Origin of the sequence: Corallococcus sp. CA054B (genome assembly GCF_003611625.1) — a bacterium.
Lineage (GTDB): Bacteria > Myxococcota > Myxococcia > Myxococcales > Myxococcaceae > Corallococcus > Corallococcus coralloides.
The window spans coordinates 17924-38765 of the sequence record NZ_RAVY01000082.1 but is presented as its reverse complement, the minus strand read 5'-3'; the positions used below and the strand labels follow the sequence as shown (position 1 = coordinate 38765).

Sequence of the window (20842 nt, the reverse complement as noted above, 5' to 3'; positions counted from 1 at the left end):
AGATGTGTATAAGAGATAGATGCTGGGACAGACGAGAGGTTTTTGACCCCTTTCGGAGCGCTTTGTTAACGTCGCGCCCCGATTTTCACGCCTCTCCCCCGGAAGAGTCCCTTCGCATGCGTATCGAGGTCGCCGGCAGCACCCACGTCGGGATGAAGCGGAACCACAACGAGGACAACTACCTCGTGCTCACCGAGGAGAACCTCGTGTGCGTGGCGGACGGAATGGGAGGCCATTCGTCCGGGGAGATCGCCAGCCGCATCGCGGTGGACGAGCTGGGTGAGTTCTTCCGCCTCACGTCCAAGGACCAGGACGCCACCTGGCCCTTCAAGATGGACAAGCAGCGCAACTACGACGAGAACCGCCTGGCCACCGGCATCAAGCTGGCGAACGCGCGCATCTTCGAGCGCGCCACGGTGGACTCCAAGTACAAGGGCATGGGCACCACCATCGTGTCCGTGCACTTCGCGGAGAACGGCGTCTACGTGGGCCACGTGGGCGACAGCCGCGTGTACTTCTTCCGCGGCGGCATCCTCCAGCAGGTGACGGAGGACCACTCGCTGCTCAACGACTACCTCAAGGCGAAGAAGCTCACGCCGGAGGAGATCGAGAACTTCCCCCACAAGAACGTCATCGTCCGGGCGCTGGGGATGAAGGAGCAGGTGCAGGTGGACGTCACCCGCGTGGATCCGCTGGAGAACGACGTCTTCCTGCTGTGCTCGGACGGCCTGAGCGGCATGATCACCGACGCGCAGATGCAGGACATCCTGTCGCGCACGCCGGAGCTGGAGAAGGCGTGCGGCCAGCTCATCGACCTGGCCAACGCGGCGGGCGGCAACGACAACGTCACCTGCGTGCTCGCGCGCTACCACGCCGCCTGAGGCACCCGTCCCATCCGGACGCGTGAAGGCCCGTGCCCCCCGGAAGGGAGCGCGGGCCTTCGTCTTGAGGAGTCCCCATGTCCTGGAACCTGCTGACCGGCCTGCTGCTGATGGCGGCCCCGCCTGACTTCTCGGCGCCCCTCGGAGGCTCCGGAGGAACGGCGCCCACGTCGGTCGCGACGCTCGTCTCGGACGGGCAGCAGCTGGTGCTGGACGTGGACGTGGTGGACACGACGCCGTCGGCCGCGACGGACGACGTGCACTCGGATCACGTGGAGGTGTGGTTCGGGTTGGAGGCGCCCGACGCGCTGATGCCTTCCCGCGTCGTCACCACGGCCCCCGAGGGGAAGCTCTTCACGGTGAGCGGCAAGGACGACCCGAAGGCGCTCGAGGCCATCATCCGCGACGAGTCCCCGGTGGACAAAGGCTGCGAGGAGGATCAGCGGGCCGTGCGCGAGCAGCTGGGCACGGCGCCCAAGCGGACGCGGGTGCTGCTGGGGCTCGCGCACCTGGGCTTCTTTCCGGACGGCCGGCCCCCCGTGCTCTACGACCTGGAGCGCTACCCGGGCCTGACCCCGGCCCTGGGCGAAGGCGACGTGCGCTACGAAGTGCTGCGGACGGCCACGGGCTACCACGTGCGCGCGGTGCTCCAGCCCGGGGCGCTGCTGTTCGTCCCGAAGGACGGCGTGCGCACGTTGCGCGTCCGGGTGGACGCCATCGACGCGGGCGCGGCGGGCACGAAGGAGACGCTGCGCTCCACGAACCCGGCCCCGAAGTGGGGCGACGCGGAGACGCTGCGGACCGTGAAGCTCGCGAAGCCGCTCACGATGAAGCTGGTGGAGGGCCTTCCGGAGCTGGGGCGGCCCCTGACCAAGGCGCCCGGCGCGAAGCAGGCGTTCGATGAGCTGCCGCCCTACTTCCTGCGCACGGGGGAGACGTGGACCGGCGTGCGGGTGCTCCGCAAGGTCCCCTGGAGCACCATGGGGCGGCTCTGCTCCGTGACGCTCGATGACGTCACCGGATACAGCCCCCAGGCCAGCGTCTTCGGTCCGCCCACCCCGTTCGTGGGCGGGGACACCGCGAGCCTCCAGTTGAAGGCCCCGGGCGCCCCGGCGACGCTGTACCTCTCCCGGGCGCCGGGCGGCCTGCGCGCCGCGCTGTCCAGCGAGGTGGTGGAGACGTTCCGGTTCAAGGACGGCACGCCGGGACTCGTGGAGCGGAGCGATGACCCCATGTATGGCCGCTACACGGACGGCCCCTGCGGCGGCGCGACCGTCGTCACGGTGCGGCTCGTGCGCCTGGAGAAGCAGGGGCCGAAACGGACCGTCCTGCTGACCTGGGACGACTGCGGCAGCGGCATCTCGGACGGCAAGCAGCACTTGGCGCAGTACCCGGAGAGCGCCGACGAGGACATCATCCCGAAGCTCCACTGGGCCACGCCGGGGCAGAAGCTGCGCGTGACGTTCGGCTCCCTCCTCACGCTCGAAGCCACCTGGAGACCTGATGGCTCCGGTGTGAAGGTACTCAGCGCCCCGTGAGCGGCGCGGGCACGCGGTGCGGGCCCCACGCGAGCACCTCGGTGAGCGCCTCTCCGGGGGCCACCTGCGTCTCCTCGAACACGGCGCAGCGCTCGAGCCGCGCGCCCTGCCCCACCCGCGCTCCCGGGCCCACCGACACGCCCGGGCCCACGGCGGCCTCCGCGTCCACGACGCTGCCCGCGCCCACGAACGCGGGCCCGCGCACCGTCCCCGCGACGCGGGCCTCCGGGTGAATCCAGGCTCCGTCCGCCCCGGCCTTCAGCCCGTGAAGCGGCGAGTCCTTCCCCAGCGCCTGCAACGGCACACGCCCTTCGAGCACGTCCCGCACCGTGGCCAGGTAGCGCGACGGCATGCCCAGGTCGGACCAGTACGCGTCCACCGCGTGGCCCCGCACCTGGAGCCCCGCCTGCATCACCCGCACGTAGACCTCGCGGTTGATGTCCTCGGGGCCTTCCGCCGTCATGAAGTCGAACACGCTGGGGGACATCACGTGCACGCCCGTGAAGTGCCATGGACGCAGGCCCTCACCGCCCGGCCCGTACCCCGCGATGCGGCGCACCTGCCCGCCCGCGTCCGCCTCCACCGCCGCGTACTTCTCCCCTTCCGGCATGGGCAGGAGCACCATCGTCGCCACCGCACCGGACTCACGGTGCGCCGCGACCACGGGCTTCAGGTCCACCGGGAAGAGGATGTCCCCGTTGAACACGAGGAAGTCCTCGCCGGAGAGGAAGTCTCGCAGGCCGCGGATGCCTCCGCCCGTGCCCTGGATGACGGGCTCGTGCACCACGTGCAGCGGCAGCCCCGCGCGCTCGCACTCCGCGCGGGCCACCGCCGCCATCGTGTCCGGCAGGTGGTGCGTGTTGATGCCCACCTCCGTCACGCCCGCGGCCTTCAACACCGACAGGTGGTAGCGCAGCAGCGGCTGACCGAGGAACGGCATGGCCGGCTTCGGCCAGCGCTCCGTGAGCGGGCGCAGGCGCGTGCCCAGGCCCGCGCAGAGGACCATCGCTTTCATGTCTTCAGGCCGCCAGCTCGGGCACGTACTTCGCGATCAGCTTCTGCAGCCCCGCCAGCTCCGGCCGGCGCGCGAACGCGGCCTTCACGTAGCGCAGCGACGCCGGGATGGACACGAGGAAGCCCGGATTGCCCTTCACGCGGTGGATGAACTCGAAGCGGCCCGCGTCCTTCAGCTTGCGCTGGATGGTGAGCAGGTCGAAGAACGCCTTGAACTCCTTCGCGTCGATCTTCTCCCCGCTCTCCTGCTCGAACGTGGCGATGTAGCGGTCCAGCATCGTGTCCACGAAGTCGCGGTCCAGCTCCACGTAGCTGTCGCGCAGGAGCGCCACCAGGTCGTACTGGCGCGGTCCCTGGAGCGCGTCCTGGAAGTCGATGACCACCAGCTCGCCCTCCTTCACCATGATGTTGCGGCTCTGGTAGTCGCGGTGCGTGAAGCCTCGCGGCGCGGCGGCAAGCGTCTTCGCGATGTCCCGGAACGTGGCGTCCAGCTCCGCGCGCTCCACGGCCGTGGGCTGCTTGCCGCTCCAGGCCTCCAGGCCCCACTCGCGGAAGTGGTGCAGCTCCCAGTCGTACAGGTCCTCGTCGAAGGCGCGCGTGAAGGCCAGGCACTCCGGGTCCCGCTGCTTCTCCGCCTGCACGCGCAGCTTCGCCAGCAGGTCCACCGCGCGCGTGTAGAGCGCCTGGTTGTGGCGGCCGCCTTCCAGCGCGGACTCGAACGTGATGTCGCTCAGGTCCTCCAGCACCATGATGCCCGCGGGCTCGTCGTAGCGGAGGATGCGCGGCACGCGCACGCCCAGCTTCTCCAGGTAGCGGTGCACGTTGATGAAGGGCAGCTCCTTCGGGGGCTCGCCCTTGGTGGCCTCCTCGCTCTTCTTCGTCGCGTCCGGCGGCATCACCATCAGCACCCAGCTCTCCGGGGCGCTGCCGACGCGGTAGTAGGAGCGGTTGCTCGCGTCGCCCTTCAACTTCTTGATGGGGGCATCGGGGACGGGACGGCCAATGGCCTGTCCCACCTGGTCGCGAAGGGCGGCCTCAAGTTCCATGGGGGGCGGGTACTCCAGCGGGGGAAGGAAAAGACGCCCGCGAGTATCGGAGGCACGGCGCGGCGGGTCAAAGCCCGCGTGGGCCACGCGTCCGCCAGCCGCCTGCCCTGTCGCCTACGCGACGAGGAACCTCCAGCCCCCGTCCGGGGAGGCCTGTCCCCCGAGCGCCAGGGCAACGCATTCCCGGTCGCGGCATCCTGCGTCAGGAAGGGGCCCGCCTTCGGGCATGTTCCCCCTGACGGGGCGGAGCACATATAAGGCCTCGACCCCCACTTTTTATCGGGAAGCCACGCACGATGGACATCCAACAGAACATTCTCACCGCCATTGGCCACACGCCGCTGGTGAAGCTCAACAAGCTCGTCGGTCCGAACGACGCCACCGTGCTCGTGAAGTGCGAGTTCATGAACCCCGGCGCGTCCATCAAGGACCGCATGGCGCTCTACATCATCGAAAAGGCCGAGCGGGAAGGGAAGCTCAAGCCCGGCGGCACCATCGTGGAGAACACGTCCGGCAACACCGGCATGGGCGTGGCGCTGGCCGCGGCGGTGAAGGGCTACAAGTGCATCTTCACCATGCCGGACAAGATGTCCCTGGAGAAGATCAACCGCCTGAAGGCCATGGGCGCCCAGGTCGTCGTCACGCCGACGAACGTCCCGGCGGAAGACCCGCGCAGCTACTACGAGACGTCCAAGCGCCTGGCCAAGGAGACGCCGGGCGCGTTCATGCTGAACCAGTACCACAACCCGGACAACATCGAGGCGCACTACCACACGACGGGTCCGGAGATCTTCCAGCAGACCGACGGGAAGATTGACTACTTCGTCTCCGGCCTGGGCACCGGCGGCACCATGAGCGGCGCCGGCAAGTTCCTCAAGGAGAAGATCCCCGGCCTGAAGAACGTCGGCGTGGATCCGGAAGGCTCCGTCTACGAGGGCTACTTCAAGACGGGCAAGCTCACCGAGCCGCACGTCTACAAGGTCGAGGGCATTGGCGAGGACATGCTCTGCGGCGCCATGGACTTCAAGGTCGTGGACGACGTGCGCCAGGTGGATGACCGCATGTGCTTCAACGCCGCGCGCCGCCTCGCGCGCGAGGAGGGCATCTTCGCGGGCGGCTCGTCCGGCGCGGCGGTGCACGTGGCGGTGCAGCTGGCCAAGGAAGTCGGCAAGGGGAAGACCATCGTGGTCGTCCTGCCGGACTCCGGCAGCAGCTACATCAGCAAGTTCCACTCCGACGAGTGGATGCGCGACAACGGCTTCATGCAGGAGAAGGGCGCTGGCACCGTGCGCGACATCATCGGCGCGAAGCCCCGCGACCTGAAGACCGCGAAGCGCGGTGACCGCGTGGACCACGTGGTGGAGACCATGCGCAGCAACGGCATCAGCCAGATGCCCGTGGTGTCCGACGACGGCCGCGCCGTGGGCATGGTGCACGAGTACGACCTGCTCAACGCCCTGGTCGCCAACAAGGTGAAGTTCCAGGACTCCATCGACCCCATCGTCGCCCCGCTCCAGGGCGCCGTGTCCGCCGAGGCCAGCATCGACCGGCTGCGTGAAATCTTCGCGCGCGACAACGTGGCCGTGGTGAAGGACGGCGAGACGGTCGTCGCCATCGTCACGAAGATCGACCTCATCGATTACCTGCACCGCACCGCCGCTTAAGGCCGCGGGCACAACGCCCTGAAACACCGCGGGCCCGGAAGGAGGAGGACATCCTCCCTTCGGGCCCGTCGTGTTTCCTGAGCAGTGCTGCGTGTCTCTTCAGAGTCCCGGCGGGTCCGGCCTCGTCAGGTCCAGGGCCACCATGTGGAAGCCCGGCCCCACGTGCATGAAGCCGAAGCGCTCCGCGCGGTTCTTGATGGCGTCCAGCTGCGAGTAGCCCAGGAGCAGCTTGAAGCCCTGGCGCCGGGCCTCGTCGCGGACGGCGGCGACGATGGCGTTGACCGCTTCGTTGCGGTCCTCCTTGGACAGCCCGGGCGCGGCGATGATGCCTTCAATCAACGCCACCGAGCTGTCCGTGCGGTACAGGAAGCCCGCCGCCTTGTCCGGCACCACGAAGCCGTATTCCGGCAGGGCCTCCGGCGTCATCGTCTCATCCCACGGCTTGCGCCACAGGTTGAGCAGATCGTGGTGGACCTTGGGGTCGAAGCGGACGGGCTTCATGGACTAGGAGACGAACGTCGACATGCGCTGCGCGGCGAGCTCGGCCGCGTTGTTCATGCCCAGGTTGGTGAGCGGGTTGCTCTTGTTGGACTTGAACAGGTCGCCAAGGATGTCGGTGACCTTGCTCTTGCCCTTCGCCAGGTTCAGCGCGCCGGACAGCAGGCTGTTGCCGCCCGCGCCGTCCATCAGGCCGGAGTTGGCGAAGGTCCCCAGCGCGTTCTTGAGCACGCCGCCGCCCGGGATGAGGTCGGTGGCCGCGCCCAGCAGCGACTGGAGGGGGTTCTTGCCCTGCATCAGGCCGCTGGCGAAGCTCATCGCCGCGCCCAGGAGCGGGTTCACCATCGTCACGAACGGCTTGACGATGTCCATCACCTTGCCGAGAGCCTTGCCGATGCCACCCATGGTCTGATCCTTTTCGTGGAGGGCCGCGCGGGCCCTCGAAGTGAGACTGACAGTGGGATTCTCGGAAGGACGCCGGAGAAGTTTCCGGTCCCAGGATTATCCGGGCCTCCCACCGAAAAGCCCTGGAATTCCAGGGCCTTGGCGGGACGGCTCAGCCCCGGATGGGGCCCTTCTTGGCTTCCGCGGGATCCACGGCGGCGCCGGGCTTGGGGGCCACGGTCTGGCCGGGCTTCGCGGCGGAGCCCAACGCGGCGCTGTAGCGCTGCTCGTGGCTCTTGTCGCTGCTGAAGCCGTCGCGCTGCTGGGCGGGGCTGATGACGACCTCGCCGTCGATGATCTTCTGCAGGTGGGTGCCAATCTCCTCCACCGTGGCGATCTTCGGGTCGCGCGCCTTGAGCTCCTCGTCGGGGATGATCTCCAGCTGGGGCGGCTTGTCCGGGTGGATGGCGTAGTCGAGGATCTTCTCCACGTACTGCGCGACGGGGATCTTCAGCATCTCCGCCTGCTGCTTCACGTCGGGATCCGCGAGCAGCTCCGCGCGCACCACTTCCACGGGGCGCTTCAGCCGGCTGGGCGCCGGAGGAGGCACGACCTCATTGGGATTGGACATGGGCTTCTCCTTTGGGCTTATTGGTAACCCAGGTCAGCCCCGGAACTCAAAATGGCCGCCACGATTCTCGAAGCCCGCTGTGTCGCGCCCTTCGTCGTCCGGGTCCGCTTCAGTGACGGGATGGAGGGCGAGGCCAGCCTGGAGCCCTGCCTCTTCGACTGGGACCTCGCGCGCGTCCCCGACCTCACCCCGGACCTGCGCGAGTGGCTGCGGGTGCCGGAGAACTTCGCGACGGTCCGGCTGGATGCGGACGCGGGCACGCTCGCGTGGGGAGACGCGCGGCCGTTCAGTCCATCCATCGTGACGGTGGTGGAGGGCACCACGACCGCCGGGGGCACCACGGCTTCAACGCCCGGCGAGACGTGGCGCGTCCCCATGCGGGAGCCCCTGCTGCTGGAGCTGGGGGACTGCACCGTGCAGGTGGAATGAAGCGTCAGGGCGCCGGCGGGCGGCGGGCGAAGAGGGCGTTGGCCACCTCCGTCATCACCACCTCGCCGTGCTGGTTCACGACCTCCAGGCGGAGCTTGAGCGCGCCGCGGTCCGGCTTGCTCGCGGAGGGCCTCGCCTCCAGCGTCTCGATGCGGATCCGGAGCGAGTCACCGGGGCGCACCGGCTTCTTCCAGCGCAGCTCGTCCAGGCCGGGCGAACCCATTCCGGCGGCCTGGCCCAGCAGGCCCTCCACCATGAGCTTGTGGCAGATGGCGGCGGTGTGCCACCCGCTGGCGATGATGCCGCCGTAGATGCTCTTGCCGGCGGCGTCCTCGTCGATGTGGAAGGGCTGGGGGTCGAACTGGCGCGCGAACGCGATGATCTCCTCGCGCGTCACCACGTACGGCCCCCGCTCCATGATTTCGCCGACGGGGAAGTCCTCGAAGTAGCGCATGGTGTCCCTTCTGTGGGTGCCGGGCCCGCCGGCGGTTCATTCCGCCCTTCCCTACCCTCCGGCGGGCCTCGCGGCTACTGCGGAAGCGGCTCTTCGGGGTCGGCCACGGACTCCAGCGTGTCCGCGGGCGGCACGGGGCCGCGCTGCACCGGCTCGGCGCGGTCGTCCGTGGGGCCCGGAGGCGTGTCGTGCGCCTCCTCCGCAGCGGCCTCCTCCGCCTCCAGCGCGCTGGCCTGGACGCCGCGGGCCGAAGCCTTGGCCAGCGTCTTCCTGAGCGTCAGCGTGTCGCGCACGGTGTTGCTGGAGGTGATCAGCCGCGCGGTGAGCGTGCCGCCATCCACGGTCACGTCCAGGAAGCCGTAGGCCTGGTTGTCACGCAGTGCGGTCCACGCGGGCTGGCTGCTGGGGAAGGGACGCAGCGTGGCGCCGCCGCTGCCCACCACGAGGTACGGGATGCCGCGCTGGGTGCTGGAGGCCACGTTGTCGCCGAACATGGGCTTGCTGCGCTCGTAGTCGTGGTCATGGCCGGTGAGCACCAGGTCCACGCCGTACTTCTCGAACAGCGGGCCGAACTGGCGGCGCATGGTGAGCTGCGAGCCGTGCTCACCGCTGGACCACGACGGGTGGTGGAAGAAGGCCACCACCCACGGGCGCGTGTTCGCGGCGAGGTCCGACTCCGCCCACGCCTTCTGCGCCGCGAGCGTGCACCGGTCCGCGGACGCCAGGCCCACCGCGCAGTTGGAGTCCAGGGAGATGAAGTGCACCGGGCCCCAGTCGAACGAGTAGTAGCGCTCGGTGCCCTGCGGGTTGTTGGCCGGCAGGTACATGTTGTCCAGGTAGGGCTGCGCCTGGTTCGTCACGTACTCGTGGTTGCCGGGCGTGGCGAACATGGGCACTTCGCGCAGCAGGCCCGCCATGGGCGCGAAGAGGTGCGCCTGGAACTCCGCGTCCGTCCCGTTCGGGTAGGCGTTGTCGCCCAGGGCCAGGAGCAGCTCCGAGCGCCACTGCGGCGTGTTCATCACCGCCATCACCTTCTTCTGCATGCTGCCGCCGGTGCCGAAGTCGCCCATCGCGGTGAAGTGCGCCTTGGTGGCCGAGGACGTCGTGGACGTCTGGAAGCTCCGCAGGCCCGTCTTGCTGCCGCAGGCCTCCACCACGTAGCCGTAGGTGCGGCCCGCGGACAGGCCGTCCAGCTTCACCGCGTGGCGCGTGCCGGACACGCCCGCGCTGACGGAGGACGTGAGGCTGGTGCCCTCGCCGTAGCGCACCGTGGGGTTGCAGCTGCTGGCGGTGCGGAAGGCCACGATGGCGGACGTCTGCTTCACGCTCTGCAGGTACGGCTGGCGCGGCAGCGCGGGGCCGGAGTCGCTGGAGGACGGCGGCGCACTGGCCGCGCACGCGCGGGTCTCCGCGATGGAGTTCCAGTCGTTCACCGTGTTGCCGTTGACGGTGATGCGCACGTAGCGCGCGCTGCGCGAGGAGAACGCCACCGTCTGCGCGGACGTGTTGAGCGCGCTGTCACCCGCGTACGCCTGGGTGAAGGCGCTGCCGTCCGTGGACGTGGAGACGACGAAGTGGTTCTGGCGCTCGTTGCCCCGGTGCCACGCGATGGTGGTGCCCGTGAGCGTCTGCGCCGAGCCCAGGTCCATCTGGAGCCACACGCCCGTCCCCTGCGCGCTCCAGCGCGTGCCCAGGTTGTCGTCCTGCGTGTTGGCGGGAACGTTGCCGTCGTCACCGCTGGCCGTCACCGCCTTGGTGACGAGCTGGTTGCAGTTGGACGCGGAGAGCGTGGCCTCCTCGTCTTGCGCTGACGGAGTCGGCAGCGCGACGGGAGGAACGTCGGTGTCAGTGGGAGCGGGCGGTGACTCGCAGCCAGTCGCGAGCCACGCGCCCAGGAGGCAGGTGGGGCCAAGCAGTCGGTTACGCATCGCGCCGGAAACGTTGTGTACCAACCAACATTCCCCCTGCCCCAGAGGGCAGGGCCGGCTGCCTGGAGCGCGAGCGAGCGCCGGGGACTACTTCACGCGGTCGAGCGCGTTCGCGAGGTCGTCGATGAGGTCCTGCGCGTCCTCGATGCCGACGGACAGGCGGATGAAGCCATCCGCGATGCCCAGCTTCTCCCGCGTCTCCCTGGGGATGGAGGCGTGGGTCATGATGGCCGGGTGCTCGATGAGGGACTCGACGCCGCCCAGGGACTCGGCGCAGGCGAAGACCTTCACCGTCTTGAGGAAGGTGCGCGCCGCCTCCAGGCCGCCGTGGATGTCGAACGTCAGCATGCCGCCGAAGCCGGTCATCTGCTGCTTGGCGAGCGCGTACTGCGGATGCGTCTCCAGGCCCGGGTAGGTGACCTTCTTCACCTGCTTGTGCGTGGACAGGTACTGGGCCACCTTCATCGCGTTCTGCGCGTGGCGGTCCATGCGCACGTGCAGCGTCTTCACGCCGCGCAGCACGAGGAAGCTGTCGAAGGCGCCGGACACGCCGCCCACCGCGTTCTGCAGGAAGTACATCCGCTCCGCGATGTCGTCGCGGCTGGTGCAGACGAAGCCGCCCACCACGTCGCTGTGGCCGTTGAGGTACTTCGTCGTGGAGTGCGCCACGACGTCGAAGCCCAGGTTGAGGGGCTTCTGGAAGTACGGCGTCATGAACGTGTTGTCCGCGACGGAGATGATGCCGCGCTTCTTGGCGACCTCGGCGATGCGCGCCAGGTCGATGAGCTTGAGCATCGGGTTCGTCGGCGTCTCCACCCAGACCATCTTGGTCTTCGGAGTGATGGCCGCCTCGAAGTTCTCCGGCTTGGAGAGGTCCACGAAGGAGAAGTTCAGGCCGGAGCGCTTGAACACCTTGTCGAAGATGCGGAAGGTGCCGCCGTACACGTCGTCGGAGACGATGACGTGGTCACCGGCCTCCAGCATGTGCATCAGCATGTCCGTGCCGGCCAGGCCGGACGCGAACGCGGCGCCGTACTTCGCGCCTTCCAGCGCGGCCAGGCAGTCCTGCAGCGCCTTGCGCGTGGGGTTCTGCGTGCGGCTGTACTCGTAGCCCTTGTGCTCCCCCGGCCCGTCCTGGACGTAGGTGGAGGTCAGGTACACGGGCGTCATGATGGCGCCGGTGGTGGGATCCGGCTCCTGGCCGGCGTGGATGGCGAGCGTGTCGAAGCGCATGGCTTCGCGAACTAACACAGTCCCACCGGCCGTGCAGCGCTCCCTGCCGGTTCCGGAGTCGTCCTAGTCGAACTGGCCGTGCCGGCCCGCCCCCTTCGCGAAGCGCGTGGCCCCGGGGATGGCCTCCGTCTGGAGCACCTTCACCCCGGCCCCGAACTCCTGGCGCATCGCGTCTTCGAAGGCCACGTCCCCCTGGGCGTAGGCGGACGCCCGGTCCGCGTTCATGCAGGCCTGGGGGAAGAAGGCGATTTGGGAGGCCAGCGCCTCCGCCGCGGCCCGGGCCTCCCCCTTCGGCACCACGCGGTTGACCAGGCCCATGCCCAGCGCCTCGCCAGACGACACGGGGCGGCCGGTGAGGATGAGGTCCAGCGCGCGCGACAGGCCAATCAGCCGGGGCAGGCGCACGGTGCCCCCGTCGATGAGCGGCACGCCCCAGCGGCGGCAGAAGACGCCCAGCACCGCGTCCTCCTCCGCCACGCGCAGGTCGCACCACAGCGCCAGCTCCAGACCGCCCGCCACCGCGTGGCCGCTGATGGCCGCCACCACGGGCTTGGACAGGCGCAGGCGCGAAGGCCCCATGGGCCCGTCCCCGTCCGGCTCCAGGCGCAGCAGGCGTCCTTCCGACACGGCCTTGAGGTCCGCGCCCGCGCAGAAGGTGCCCGCGTCGCCGTAGAGGACGCCCACCTTCGCGTCGGGGTCCGCGTCGAAGGCGCGGAAGGCGTCCGCCAGAGCCTGGGCCGTGCCAGCGTCCACCGCGTTGCGGACCTCTGGCCGGTGGAGGATGACGGTGGTGACGGGGCCGTTCTTCTCGACGCGCACGCTCATGGGCGGTGGTTTTCCCCCGCCCCCGGGGCGGCCTGCAATATGAGGGGAGCCATGTCGGACGAAGGCAAACAGGAGACGCAGGGCGCGGGTGGCATGTTCGAGAACCGCCTGCGCAAGAACGCGAAGCGCCTGCGCAAGTGGGCCCGCGCGCAGGGGCTCACCGCCTTCCGCGTCTACGACCGGGACATCCCCGAGTACCCCTACGCCGTGGACCTCTACGGCGACCACGCCCACGTCGTGGAGTTCCCCCGCCGCAAGGCCCACGCGAAGGGCGCCACGGAGAGTTCGGAGCGCGACGAGGTGCTCGCCGCCGTCACCGCCGTGCTGGGCGTGCCGCCCGAGCGCACGTCCGTGAAGACGCACACGCCCCAGCCCTGGGGCCGCTCGCAGTACGGCCGCGTGGGAGAGGGCAGCGAGCGGCTGGTGGTGGAGGAGCAGGGCCTCAAGTTCTGGGTGAACCTGGGCGACTACCTGGACACCGGCCTCTTCATGGACCACCGCAACACCCGCGCGCGCGTGCGCAGCGAGGCCAAGGGGAAGCACTTCCTCAACCTCTTCGCGTACACCGGCGCGTTCACCGTGTACGCGGCGGCGGGCGGCGCGGCGGGCAGCGTGAGCGTGGACCTGTCCAACACGTACCTGGACTGGGCGGAGGACAACCTGGTCCTCAACGGCCTGGCGGACCCACGCCACGTGCTCATCCGCGCGGACGCGAAGGCGTGGCTGGAGGACCAGGCGAAGCACGGGGATGAGCAGTACGACCTCATCGTCTGCGACCCGCCGTCGTTCTCCACGTCGAAGAAGATGTCGGGCACCTTCGACGTGCAGCGCGACCACGTGCGGATGCTGGAACACCTCCGGGCGCTGATGGCCCCCGGAGGCGTCCTCTACTTCTCCACCAACTTCCTGGGCTTCGAGCTGAAGGACTCCGCGACCCGGGGCATGGCGCAGGTGGAGGAAATCACCCCCCGCTCCATCCCCGAGGACTTTCACCGCAAGGAGATCCACCGATGCTGGCGCATGGTGGCCCCCTCGCGGTGAGCGTCATCCGCTGACGGCTACAGCCAGCAGACGTTGTCCTGGCAGCGCTCGCCGGACGGGCACTCGCAGTTGGCCTGGCAGACCTTGCCGGAGCCGTTGTTCACCGGCTTGCACTGGCCGCTGGCGCAGGCCTGGCCGGCCGGGCACTCGCAGTTGGCGCGGCACACGGTGCCGGAGGTCCCCGCGTCGTTCGACGGCTGCGTCGGGGGCAGCTTGCACTTGCCGCTGGTGCAGACCTCACCGGACGGGCACTCGCAGTTCACCGTGCAGGAGATGTTGCTGCCCGAGCCCGCGTCCGGCACGGGCTGCTTGCAGTAACCGCCGTTGCACACCTGGCCGGAGGGGCAGTCGCAGTTGGCGAGGCACGACTGGCCCGGGTCCGGCTGCGGCGACTTGCACTGGCCGCTATTGCAGACCTGGCCCGCCGGGCACTCGCAGTTGGCCTTGCACTGGCCGCCGGACGGGATGGGCAGGCAGTAGCCCACCTCGCACTTGGTGTCCGCCGAGCACTCCGTCGTGGAGGAGCACGGCGCGCGGCACTGGCCGTTCACGCAGTCGCGGCCCGTGGGGCACTGGGCCTCCGTGGTGCACGCGTTCGGGTCCGTCTGCGGCTTGTGGCACAGGCCCGAGATGCACACGCCGCCAGGGCCGCACTTGTCGTCGTCGTCGCACTGCTGACGGCACGCGCCGTTGATGCAGTAGTGGTCCGCGCCGCAGTCAGAATTGACCCGGCAGACCGGGGCGGAGCCGCCGTCCGAACCCGCGTCCGGCTTGGTGCCGCCGTCCGAGCCCGCGTCCGGCTTCGTGCCGCCGTCCGAGCCCGCGTCCGGCTTGGTGCCGGCATCCGGCTTGGTGCCACCGTCCGAGGTGCCCGCGTCCGGCTTGGTGCCGGAGGTGCAGAAGTTGTCCTTGCAGCGGCCTCCCGCGCCACATTCCGAGTCGCGGTAGCACGACTGGGCGCACCAGCCGTTGATGCACATCTGCGTGCCGGGACACTCGCTGGAGAAGACGCAGTTCTTGGAGTCGGAGGTCAGGTCCCAGCAGCTGCCGGAGTGACAGTATTGGTTCGAGCCACAGTCAGACGTGGTGGAACAGCCGTAGCTGTAGTCGTAGTCGTCGTCGGGCCAGTAGCCGCCGCCATTCGTCTCGAGGATGCAACCCGACAACAGGCCTAACAGCGTAAGGAACGGCACGACCAATGTGCCGCGAAGCGTGATGTTCCTCATGAGTGGGGGCTCCAAAGGAATGGGATGGGTCCGGACCGGCCACCGGGGGGGTCATCCGATTTCGAGAGCCTTCGACGCAAGAGGGGGCCAGATTGATCAAATCTTTTTGATCTTTTTTCGTCGGACCGGAGACCTAGGGGCACGGAGGCAGTGTGCTCGTCTGGACCACCGATACAGACTGGAGGGCGTTCCTGGAAAAGGGTGACGTCCTTCATCGTCGTCCTGAAGGAGAGGCCCTGGTGTTCAGCCGAGGAGCGCGCACGTGGACGGCCACGGTCCCGCCGGAGTCCGGCGTGGACGCGGTGGACGCGCGTGGGGCGGCTTCCGCGGACGAGGCCCGCCTGCGGATCCTGGTCCAGCGGGTCCAGGAGGGGGACCTGAGCGCCTTCGAGCAGCTCTACGAGGCCACGAAGCTGGACGCGGCGCGCACCCTGCGCCACCTGGTGGGTAACCGCGTGGAGGTGGACGACCTCCTTCAGGAGACGTACCTGCGGCTGCTCACGGCGGTGAAGGGCTTCCGGGGCGAGTCCCGCTTCAAGACGTTCCTCTACCGGGTGTGCGCCAACGTGGCGCTCAGCCATCTGAGGTGGAAGCGGCGCCGGCCGGAGGACCCCTTCGCGGACCCGCCAGAGATGGTGGCGACGGAGGAGGACCCGGAGCGCGCCGCGGAGCGCCGTCAGGCCGCCCGGCTGGTGGAGGCGGCGCTGGAGAAGCTCAAGCCCAAGAAGCGCATCGTCTTCGTCTACGCCGAGTTGTGCGGCATGAGCCCGGACGAGATTGCCCTCGCCGTGGGAAGCTCTCCCAACACCGTGCGCAGCCGCCTGCATCACGCGAGATTGGAGTTCACCGAAGCCATGCAGCGTCTGGTCGTCGCCCGGCCGGTGGGAGGTTCCCATGGCCGGTCATGAGACACAGGCCCTGTGGGCACTGGCCGCGGGGGAGCTGGATGCCGCCGGCAAGGCCCGCGTGGAGGCACACGTGGCGGAGTGCGCCGCGTGCGCGGCGGAGTGGAAGCGCGTGGTGGAGGCCCGGGCATTGCTGCACACGACGCGCTCGGTGGAGCCCTCCGTGCGGTGGGAGGAGACGGGGGCGAAGCTGAAGGCCGCCGCGGCGAAGCGGATGGCGGCGCCCGAGCGGCGGTTCCTGTCGCCGTGGGCGATGACCCTCGCGGGGGCCTGCGCCGTCGCGCTGGTGGTGTGGCTGGGTGGGGCGCTCTGGAGGAATGCGGCGCAAGGGCCGGAGTCCCCGGTCGCGACCCGCCCGGGCACCGGGCAGCGTGGCACCACGGAGGGAACGGTCGCGTCGGGTGCGCCCTCTCCTTCGGCGACTGAAAAGCAGGAAGCGGTCGCGGCTCTTTCGGAAGCGACCTCCACTACGGAGGCGGAGCGTGTCACCGGCGCGGTGGTGCGGGAGGCCACCGGTGTGGAACATGCGCTGGCGGCAGGGATGCGGCTGCGCTCGGGCATGGCGGTGAGGACGCCTCCGAAGGCGTCGGCCGTGCTGCGGCTTCCGGATGAAAGCCGCGTGCGCCTGTCGGCGGGCTCGGACGTGGTGTTCGCCCGCGCCGAGTCGAAGGCGGTGCACCTGACCGTCCAGCAGGGACGGCTGTCCGTGAATGCCTCGCATGCGCAGCGCGACGCGTTCCTCGTGGAGTCCGCGGGCCTGCGGGTGTCCGTCGTGGGGACGGTCTTCTCGGTGGAGCGCACGGCGGCCGGGGCCGCGGTGGCGGTGCTCGAAGGACGCGTGCGCGTGGACGCCGAGGGTCAGCCTCCGCGCTTCGTGGACGCGGGCGAGCGCGTGGAGCTCGCGGGCACGGGTGCGGCCTTGAAGCCTCGCGCGCTCTCCGCCGGAGACCGGCAGGCGTTCAGGGACCTGCAAGCCGCGGCTCCCAGCGCCGCGGTCGCGAGCGTCGTGCCCGCGAAGAAGGGACCGTCACGCGTCGAGGTGAGCCCGTCCGTTGCCACCCGCGACACGCCCGTGGCTGGCGCCCCGCCCGTGGAGAACGACGCCACGTCGTCCCAGGCTGTCGCCCAGCAGACGCCCAACGCCCCGGCTCCCGGCACTCCGCCCGTGGACAACAACGCCGCGTCGTCACGGGCCGTCGCCCAGAAGACGCCCGATGCTCCGGCTCCCGTGGACAACAACGCCGCGCCGTCACAGGCCATCGCCCAGGCGACGCCTAACGCCCCGGCTCCCGTGGAGAACAACGCCGCGCCGTCGCAGGCCGTCGCCCAGAGGACGCCCGATGCTCCGGCTCCCGAGGCGCCGCGCACCGCCGTTGCCCAGGCCCCTGCCGTGCACGCGCCGGGGGAGGCCCTGGCCCAGGCGCATGCTCCCAACACGGAGATTCCGCAGGCCGTGCATCCGCGCGAGCCCACCCCTTCCGACGACTTCGCGCCCTACCCTGGCGCTTCGGCGGGTTCGCTCGCGTCCTCCGCTCCCACGCCGGGCGCCGTGCAGGCTCCCTCCATGGCTCCGGCCACGCCCTCGGAGCCGCGCAAGCGCAAGACGCTGGGGGGGCTTGTTCCGGGCGGACTGCTGTCGGACGACTCCGATGAGCGCTTCCTCGGCTACGCCAAGGTCCAGACGGCTGGCACCACGTGCGGGCAGTTCCTCGTGGGACTGGGGGAGATCGCCTCCGCCAGCCCTCGCACGAGCCACCGGGAACAGGCCCGCATCCTGCGCGGCCGCTGCTTCAACCGGCAGCACCAGCCCGCGGACGCGGAGGACGAGTTCCGCCAGTACCTCCGCGAGTTCCCCAACGGCCACTACGCCACCGAGGCCCGCATCGCCCTGGGCATGTCCCCCGAGCCCGAGCCCGGCGCCCTCCCGAAGAAGCCCGCGCCCCTGCCCGCGCCCGTGACGCCGCGCTGGAACGGGTCGCCCCAGCGCATGCCCGTCAGCCCCGGGGTTCCTCGTCGCTGGTGAACTCCGCGTCCACCTCGCCCCCTTCGCTCCGGGGACGGCGGAAGGCGGTGGGGCCCTCCCCCGAGGGCTCCACCTTCGCGGCCGTCTCCTGCGGGTCGAAGCGCCGGGCGTCCTGGAACGGATCCACGCCCGGAACAGGCCCCACCTGCGTGAAGCGCACGGTGCCCGACCGCAGCGTCTGCTCCAGCGAGCGCCGCACCCGCGCCGTCACCACGCGGCGCACCGGCGGCACCATCAACGCAAGCCCCACCACGTCCGAGATGAACCCCGGCGCGATGAGCAGCGCGCCGCCCACCATCACCAGCACGCCGTTGAGCAGGCCCTCCTCTGGCACGCCGCCACCGGCCATGGCCTCGCGCCAGTTGCGGAACACCTTCTCGCCCTGCCTCCGGGCGATGAGGCTCCCCAGCACGGCGGAGGCCGCCAGCAGCGCGAGCGTGGACCCCAACCCGATGTGATGCCCCAGGGTGATCAGCAGGTACAGCTCCGCCAGGGGCAACAGGATGCAGACGATGACGAGGGCCTTGAGCACGCTGGCACGTTAACGCCAGATTCACTCCGGCGCTCATTGCCGGCAGCACACGCCGTGTCTTCCGCCCTCCAGGGTCCCCGGCGCCCCCTGGCTCACTCCCCGTTGAGCTTCGCCATCAGGAAGCTCATCACGAAGTAGAGGAGGGCGAAGCCGCCCACCGCGAAGAGCACCAGCCGCGACGTCAGCGACATGCGCTCGGACGGCAGGCCCAGGCTGTTCACGCGCTCGGCCCGGTCCATCGCCTCCTCCAGGCCGGGCGTAATCTCCATGGGCTTCGCGGTGCGCCGGTAGTGCTCCGTGCGCAGGTACTGCTCGACCACCCGCTCCGTGGCGGAGCCCGTGAGGACCTCTCCCAGCTGCGGGTCGAACAACCGGAGCTGGGCCTTGTGGGCCAGCCCGGCGGCCTCCGTCAGGACCTCGCGGATGAGGTCCTCACTGTCCACCAGCGGCACGCGCAGCTCCGCGCCCACCACCCGCTTGCCGTCGCGCAGGGGCAGCACCTCCACGGTGCCCACCCCCAGGTCCCACTCGCGCACTCCGTCCGGGCGGGCGGTCCCCGGGCGCGCCGCCAGCAGGGCGTCCACCCGGGCCATGTCGAAGGGGGCGCCTTGGGTCCGCGCCTGAAGGACCAACTCGTAACTCACGCGGGTTGCGAGTATACGCCGCGCGGTCGCCCCCGCCTCTTTCCCTCCGAGACGCCTCGATGAAGCCCACCTCTCCCCCTCGCTCCGGCCGGCCCGGCTCCCCTCCCCCCGGACGCGGCGGCAAGCCCGGCCAGCGCCCGGAGAAGCACGGCCAGCGCCCCGAGAAGCTCCGGCCGGACCGCACGTCGCCGGAGCTGGGCCCGGACGGCACCCCCCAGGTGATGCTCCTGCGCCGCGGCTCCGACCGGTGGCTCGCGGGCCCGCCGTGGATCTACCGCGCGGACCTCAACGGCGACCCCGGCCTCCAGGGCGGTGAAGTCGTGCGCGTGGTGGACGGCCGCGGCTGGTTCATGGGCAAGGCCTTCTATTCGAAGCAGTCGAAGATCTCCCTGCGCTGGCTCACCAACGACGACGTCGCGGTGGACGTGGACTTCTTCCGCCAGCGCCTCCAGTCCGCGGAAAGCCTGCGCAAGCTCGCGCTGCCCGGCGAGTCGACGTACCGCCTGGTGCACGGCGAGGCGGACGGCCTGCCCGGGCTCGTGGTGGACCGCTACGGCGACTACCTGAGCGTGCAGTTCCTGGTCCCCGCCATGGAGCAGCGCAAGGCGCTCATCGCGGACCTGCTGGAGGAGCAGTTCCACCCGAAGGGCATCGTCAACCGCTCCGACGTGAGCGTGCGCCACCTGGAGGGCCTCCTCCCGGAGAAGGGCCTGCTGCGCGGCGCGCTGCCGCCGGGCCCCGTGTCCTTCGACGAGGGGCTGGTGCGCATGCGCGCGGACCTGCTGGAGGGCCAGAAGACGGGCGCGTTCCTGGACCAGCGTGAGAACCACGTGATGGCGGCGCAGTACGCCTTCGGCGAGGCGCTGGACTGCTTCAGCTACGTGGGCGGGTTCGCGCTCCAGCTGGCCACGCGCGCCAAGCACGTCACGGCGGTGGAGATTTCGGAGTCCGCCTCCGCGCAGCTGCGCGACAACGCCCAGTCCAACAAGCTCTCCAACCTGGAGGTCGTGACGGCCAACGCCTTCGACTTCCTGCGCGACGCGGTGGACGAGGGCAAGCGCTACGACACCATCGTGATTGATCCGCCCTCCTTCGCGAAGAACAAGGACGCCATCCCGGCGGCGGTGCGCGGCTACAAGGAGCTCAACCTGCGCGCCTTCCAGCTCCTGCGCCCCGGCGGCATCCTGGTGACCGCGAGCTGCACGTACCACGTGGATGAGCAGGCCTTCGAGGAGATGCTCGCCTCCGCGGCGGCGGACGCGAAGCGCCGGGTGCAGATCATCGAGCGCCGGGGCGCCGGCCGCGACCACCCCGTCCTCCTCAACCTGCGTGAGACGCGCTACCTCAAATGTTTCGTCCTGCGCATGCTGTGAGATAGGGTGGGACCCATCCAAGGGGTCCATCGAGCGGACCCCGACGTGCGGGAACGGTTCAGTCATGGCACGCCGGGATTGGGACGACGCAGACGATGAGGCCCCCGCGTCCGGGACGCGGGCGTTGGAGCGCGCCCTCCAGGAGACGCGCACCGTCTACCGCCAGGCGGACGCGGCGTACGCCCCGTATTCGTGCCCCGCGAGCGGCGAGTGCTGCCAGCTGGCCGTCACGAAGCGCCAGCCCTGGCTGTGGCTCCCGGAGTGGGAGCTGCTCAAGCGCAGCAAGCCCCTTCCGCCCCCTCGCGCCGACGGCGCCTGCCCCTACCTGGACGCCGCGGGCCTGCGCTGCACCGTGTACGCGGACCGGCCGTTCGGCTGCCGCACCTTCTTCTGTCAGCGCATCCAGGGCCCTGCCCGGCAGCCGTCGGACGAGGTGTCCAGGCTCCTCCTGCGGTTGGAGCGGATTTCACAGCGCGTGATGCCGTCACTGCGCGGGCCACGTCCCCTCCTGGAATGGTATGCCGGGGTCAGTACCGCCCCGGCCCGGGAGGAACGATGAAGACCCTGATGCAG

Annotated in this window: 21 protein-coding genes; 9 read left to right on the top strand and 12 right to left on the bottom strand. The window is 70.0% G+C overall.

Translation table 11 applies throughout. The features are described 5' to 3' along the window. Positions 1 to 116: 116 nt before the first annotated feature. Both D7V80_RS20680 and D7V80_RS20675 read left to right on the top strand, forming a co-directional pair. On the top strand, positions 117 to 881 hold the full coding sequence (locus D7V80_RS20680) for a Stp1/IreP family PP2C-type Ser/Thr phosphatase (RefSeq protein WP_120589784.1): 765 nt from the start codon (positions 117 to 119) through the stop codon (positions 879 to 881). Between the two features lie 77 nt (positions 882 to 958). Beyond that, a complete protein-coding gene (locus D7V80_RS20675; RefSeq protein ID WP_120589783.1) occupies positions 959 to 2419 on the top strand; it encodes a hypothetical protein in 1461 nt (486 codons plus the stop codon). Here the strand turns inward: D7V80_RS20675 and D7V80_RS20670 are convergent. Together D7V80_RS20670 and D7V80_RS20665 are read right to left on the bottom strand one after the other, a co-directional pair. Continuing rightward, complete coding sequence (locus tag D7V80_RS20670; RefSeq protein WP_120589782.1) at positions 2406 to 3434, bottom strand: NDP-sugar synthase; 1029 nt, start codon at positions 3432 to 3434, stop codon at positions 2406 to 2408. The genes D7V80_RS20675 and D7V80_RS20670 overlap by 14 nt on opposite strands. Before the next feature lie 4 nt (positions 3435 to 3438). Beyond that, on the bottom strand, positions 3439 to 4479 hold the full coding sequence (locus D7V80_RS20665; protein ID WP_120589781.1) for an aminoglycoside phosphotransferase family protein: 1041 nt from the start codon (positions 4477 to 4479) through the stop codon (positions 3439 to 3441). A gap of 296 nt (positions 4480 to 4775) precedes the next feature. Between D7V80_RS20665 and D7V80_RS20660 the strand changes: the two genes are divergently transcribed. Next, entirely contained in the window at positions 4776 to 6143 is a 1368-nt protein-coding gene (locus D7V80_RS20660) for a pyridoxal-phosphate dependent enzyme (protein WP_120589780.1), read from the top strand. A gap of 99 nt (positions 6144 to 6242) precedes the next feature. On the opposite strand, the gene D7V80_RS20655 is transcribed toward D7V80_RS20660, so the two are convergent. From D7V80_RS20655 to D7V80_RS20645, 3 genes are all read right to left on the bottom strand, one after another. Then, positions 6243 to 6644, bottom strand: a complete 402-nt coding sequence (locus D7V80_RS20655; RefSeq protein WP_120589779.1) for a hypothetical protein — start codon at positions 6642 to 6644, stop codon at positions 6243 to 6245. Positions 6645 to 6647: 3 nt separating this feature from the next. Continuing rightward, complete coding sequence (locus D7V80_RS20650) at positions 6648 to 7046, bottom strand: hypothetical protein (protein ID WP_120589778.1); 399 nt, start codon at positions 7044 to 7046, stop codon at positions 6648 to 6650. Between the two features lie 151 nt (positions 7047 to 7197). Beyond that, complete coding sequence (locus D7V80_RS20645; protein ID WP_120589777.1) at positions 7198 to 7656, bottom strand: hypothetical protein; 459 nt, start codon at positions 7654 to 7656, stop codon at positions 7198 to 7200. 51 nt (positions 7657 to 7707) lie between these two features. Here D7V80_RS20645 and D7V80_RS20640 point away from each other — a divergent pair, with 51 nt between their 5' ends. Continuing rightward, entirely contained in the window at positions 7708 to 8085 is a 378-nt protein-coding gene (locus D7V80_RS20640) for a hypothetical protein (protein WP_120589776.1), read from the top strand. Between the two features lie 4 nt (positions 8086 to 8089). On the opposite strand, the gene D7V80_RS20635 is transcribed toward D7V80_RS20640, so the two are convergent. The 4 genes from D7V80_RS20635 to D7V80_RS20620 all read right to left on the bottom strand — a co-directional run bounded on the left by D7V80_RS20635 (position 8090) and on the right by D7V80_RS20620 (position 12525). Next, on the bottom strand, positions 8090 to 8539 hold the full coding sequence (locus D7V80_RS20635) for a MaoC family dehydratase (protein WP_014398842.1): 450 nt from the start codon (positions 8537 to 8539) through the stop codon (positions 8090 to 8092). Positions 8540 to 8613: 74 nt separating this feature from the next. Next, positions 8614 to 10467 carry a discoidin domain-containing protein gene (locus D7V80_RS20630; protein ID WP_120589775.1) on the bottom strand — a complete coding sequence of 618 codons (1854 nt, stop codon included), beginning with the start codon at positions 10465 to 10467 and terminating at the stop codon, positions 8614 to 8616. 87 nt (positions 10468 to 10554) lie between these two features. Beyond that, complete coding sequence (locus D7V80_RS20625; RefSeq protein ID WP_120589774.1) at positions 10555 to 11700, bottom strand: cystathionine gamma-synthase; 1146 nt, start codon at positions 11698 to 11700, stop codon at positions 10555 to 10557. 63 nt (positions 11701 to 11763) lie between these two features. Next, complete coding sequence (locus D7V80_RS20620; protein WP_120589773.1) at positions 11764 to 12525, bottom strand: crotonase/enoyl-CoA hydratase family protein; 762 nt, start codon at positions 12523 to 12525, stop codon at positions 11764 to 11766. A gap of 51 nt (positions 12526 to 12576) precedes the next feature. Here D7V80_RS20620 and D7V80_RS20615 point away from each other — a divergent pair, with 51 nt between their 5' ends. Then, complete coding sequence (locus D7V80_RS20615) at positions 12577 to 13566, top strand: class I SAM-dependent methyltransferase (protein ID WP_120589772.1); 990 nt, start codon at positions 12577 to 12579, stop codon at positions 13564 to 13566. A 17-nt stretch (positions 13567 to 13583) separates the two neighbouring features. On the opposite strand, the gene D7V80_RS20610 is transcribed toward D7V80_RS20615, so the two are convergent. Then, positions 13584 to 14792, bottom strand: a complete 1209-nt coding sequence (locus D7V80_RS20610; RefSeq protein ID WP_120589771.1) for a Dickkopf N-terminal cysteine-rich domain-containing protein — start codon at positions 14790 to 14792, stop codon at positions 13584 to 13586. 239 nt (positions 14793 to 15031) lie between these two features. Between D7V80_RS20610 and D7V80_RS20605 the strand changes: the two genes are divergently transcribed. Continuing rightward, positions 15032 to 15700: an RNA polymerase sigma factor gene (locus tag D7V80_RS20605; RefSeq protein ID WP_120589770.1), complete on the top strand. Its 669-nt coding sequence runs from the start codon at positions 15032 to 15034 to the stop codon at positions 15698 to 15700. Next, positions 15687 to 17720 carry a FecR family protein gene (locus D7V80_RS20600; protein ID WP_120589769.1) on the top strand — a complete coding sequence of 678 codons (2034 nt, stop codon included), beginning with the start codon at positions 15687 to 15689 and terminating at the stop codon, positions 17718 to 17720. Before D7V80_RS20605 ends, D7V80_RS20600 begins: the two co-directional genes overlap by 14 nt. Here D7V80_RS20600 and D7V80_RS20595 read toward each other — a convergent pair. Both D7V80_RS20595 and D7V80_RS20590 read right to left on the bottom strand, forming a co-directional pair. Next, positions 17692 to 18252: an FxsA family protein gene (locus D7V80_RS20595; protein ID WP_120589768.1), complete on the bottom strand. Its 561-nt coding sequence runs from the start codon at positions 18250 to 18252 to the stop codon at positions 17692 to 17694. The genes D7V80_RS20600 and D7V80_RS20595 overlap by 29 nt on opposite strands. 92 nt (positions 18253 to 18344) lie before the next feature. Next, a complete protein-coding gene (locus D7V80_RS20590) occupies positions 18345 to 18845 on the bottom strand; it encodes a hypothetical protein (protein ID WP_147447160.1) in 501 nt (166 codons plus the stop codon). A 110-nt stretch (positions 18846 to 18955) separates the two neighbouring features. Here D7V80_RS20590 and D7V80_RS20585 point away from each other — a divergent pair, with 110 nt between their 5' ends. Together D7V80_RS20585 and D7V80_RS20580 are read left to right on the top strand one after the other, a co-directional pair. Then, positions 18956 to 20269 (top strand): class I SAM-dependent rRNA methyltransferase, encoded by a 1314-nt coding sequence (locus tag D7V80_RS20585; RefSeq protein WP_199738767.1) that lies wholly within the window; start codon positions 18956 to 18958, stop codon positions 20267 to 20269. Between the two features lie 64 nt (positions 20270 to 20333). After that, positions 20334 to 20828, top strand: coding sequence for a YkgJ family cysteine cluster protein (locus D7V80_RS20580; protein ID WP_014398853.1), 495 nt, complete (start codon positions 20334 to 20336; stop codon positions 20826 to 20828). The last annotated feature ends 14 nt before the right edge of the window (positions 20829 to 20842 follow it).

Coding starts and splice junctions, on each gene's coding strand:
- D7V80_RS20590 (WP_147447160.1), bottom strand. CDS start 18,845: ATGGCCCGGGTGGACGCCCTGCTGGCGGCGCGCCCGGGGACCGCCCGC.
- D7V80_RS20615 (WP_120589772.1), top strand. CDS start 12,577: ATGTCGGACGAAGGCAAACAGGAGACGCAGGGCGCGGGTGGCATGTTC.
- D7V80_RS20645 (WP_120589777.1), bottom strand. CDS start 7,656: ATGTCCAATCCCAATGAGGTCGTGCCTCCTCCGGCGCCCAGCCGGCTG.
- D7V80_RS20610 (WP_120589771.1), bottom strand. CDS start 14,792: ATGAGGAACATCACGCTTCGCGGCACATTGGTCGTGCCGTTCCTTACG.
- D7V80_RS20640 (WP_120589776.1), top strand. CDS start 7,708: ATGGCCGCCACGATTCTCGAAGCCCGCTGTGTCGCGCCCTTCGTCGTC.
- D7V80_RS20580 (WP_014398853.1), top strand. CDS start 20,334: ATGGCACGCCGGGATTGGGACGACGCAGACGATGAGGCCCCCGCGTCC.
- D7V80_RS20655 (WP_120589779.1), bottom strand. CDS start 6,644: ATGAAGCCCGTCCGCTTCGACCCCAAGGTCCACCACGATCTGCTCAAC.
- D7V80_RS20630 (WP_120589775.1), bottom strand. CDS start 10,467: ATGCGTAACCGACTGCTTGGCCCCACCTGCCTCCTGGGCGCGTGGCTC.
- D7V80_RS20665 (WP_120589781.1), bottom strand. CDS start 4,479: ATGGAACTTGAGGCCGCCCTTCGCGACCAGGTGGGACAGGCCATTGGC.
- D7V80_RS20600 (WP_120589769.1), top strand. CDS start 15,687: ATGGCCGGTCATGAGACACAGGCCCTGTGGGCACTGGCCGCGGGGGAG.
- D7V80_RS20620 (WP_120589773.1), bottom strand. CDS start 12,525: ATGAGCGTGCGCGTCGAGAAGAACGGCCCCGTCACCACCGTCATCCTC.
- D7V80_RS20680 (WP_120589784.1), top strand. CDS start 117: ATGCGTATCGAGGTCGCCGGCAGCACCCACGTCGGGATGAAGCGGAAC.
- D7V80_RS20585 (WP_199738767.1), top strand. CDS start 18,956: ATGAAGCCCACCTCTCCCCCTCGCTCCGGCCGGCCCGGCTCCCCTCCC.
- D7V80_RS20625 (WP_120589774.1), bottom strand. CDS start 11,700: ATGCGCTTCGACACGCTCGCCATCCACGCCGGCCAGGAGCCGGATCCC.
- D7V80_RS20660 (WP_120589780.1), top strand. CDS start 4,776: ATGGACATCCAACAGAACATTCTCACCGCCATTGGCCACACGCCGCTG.
- D7V80_RS20675 (WP_120589783.1), top strand. CDS start 959: ATGTCCTGGAACCTGCTGACCGGCCTGCTGCTGATGGCGGCCCCGCCT.
- D7V80_RS20670 (WP_120589782.1), bottom strand. CDS start 3,434: ATGAAAGCGATGGTCCTCTGCGCGGGCCTGGGCACGCGCCTGCGCCCG.
- D7V80_RS20650 (WP_120589778.1), bottom strand. CDS start 7,046: ATGGGTGGCATCGGCAAGGCTCTCGGCAAGGTGATGGACATCGTCAAG.
- D7V80_RS20635 (WP_014398842.1), bottom strand. CDS start 8,539: ATGCGCTACTTCGAGGACTTCCCCGTCGGCGAAATCATGGAGCGGGGG.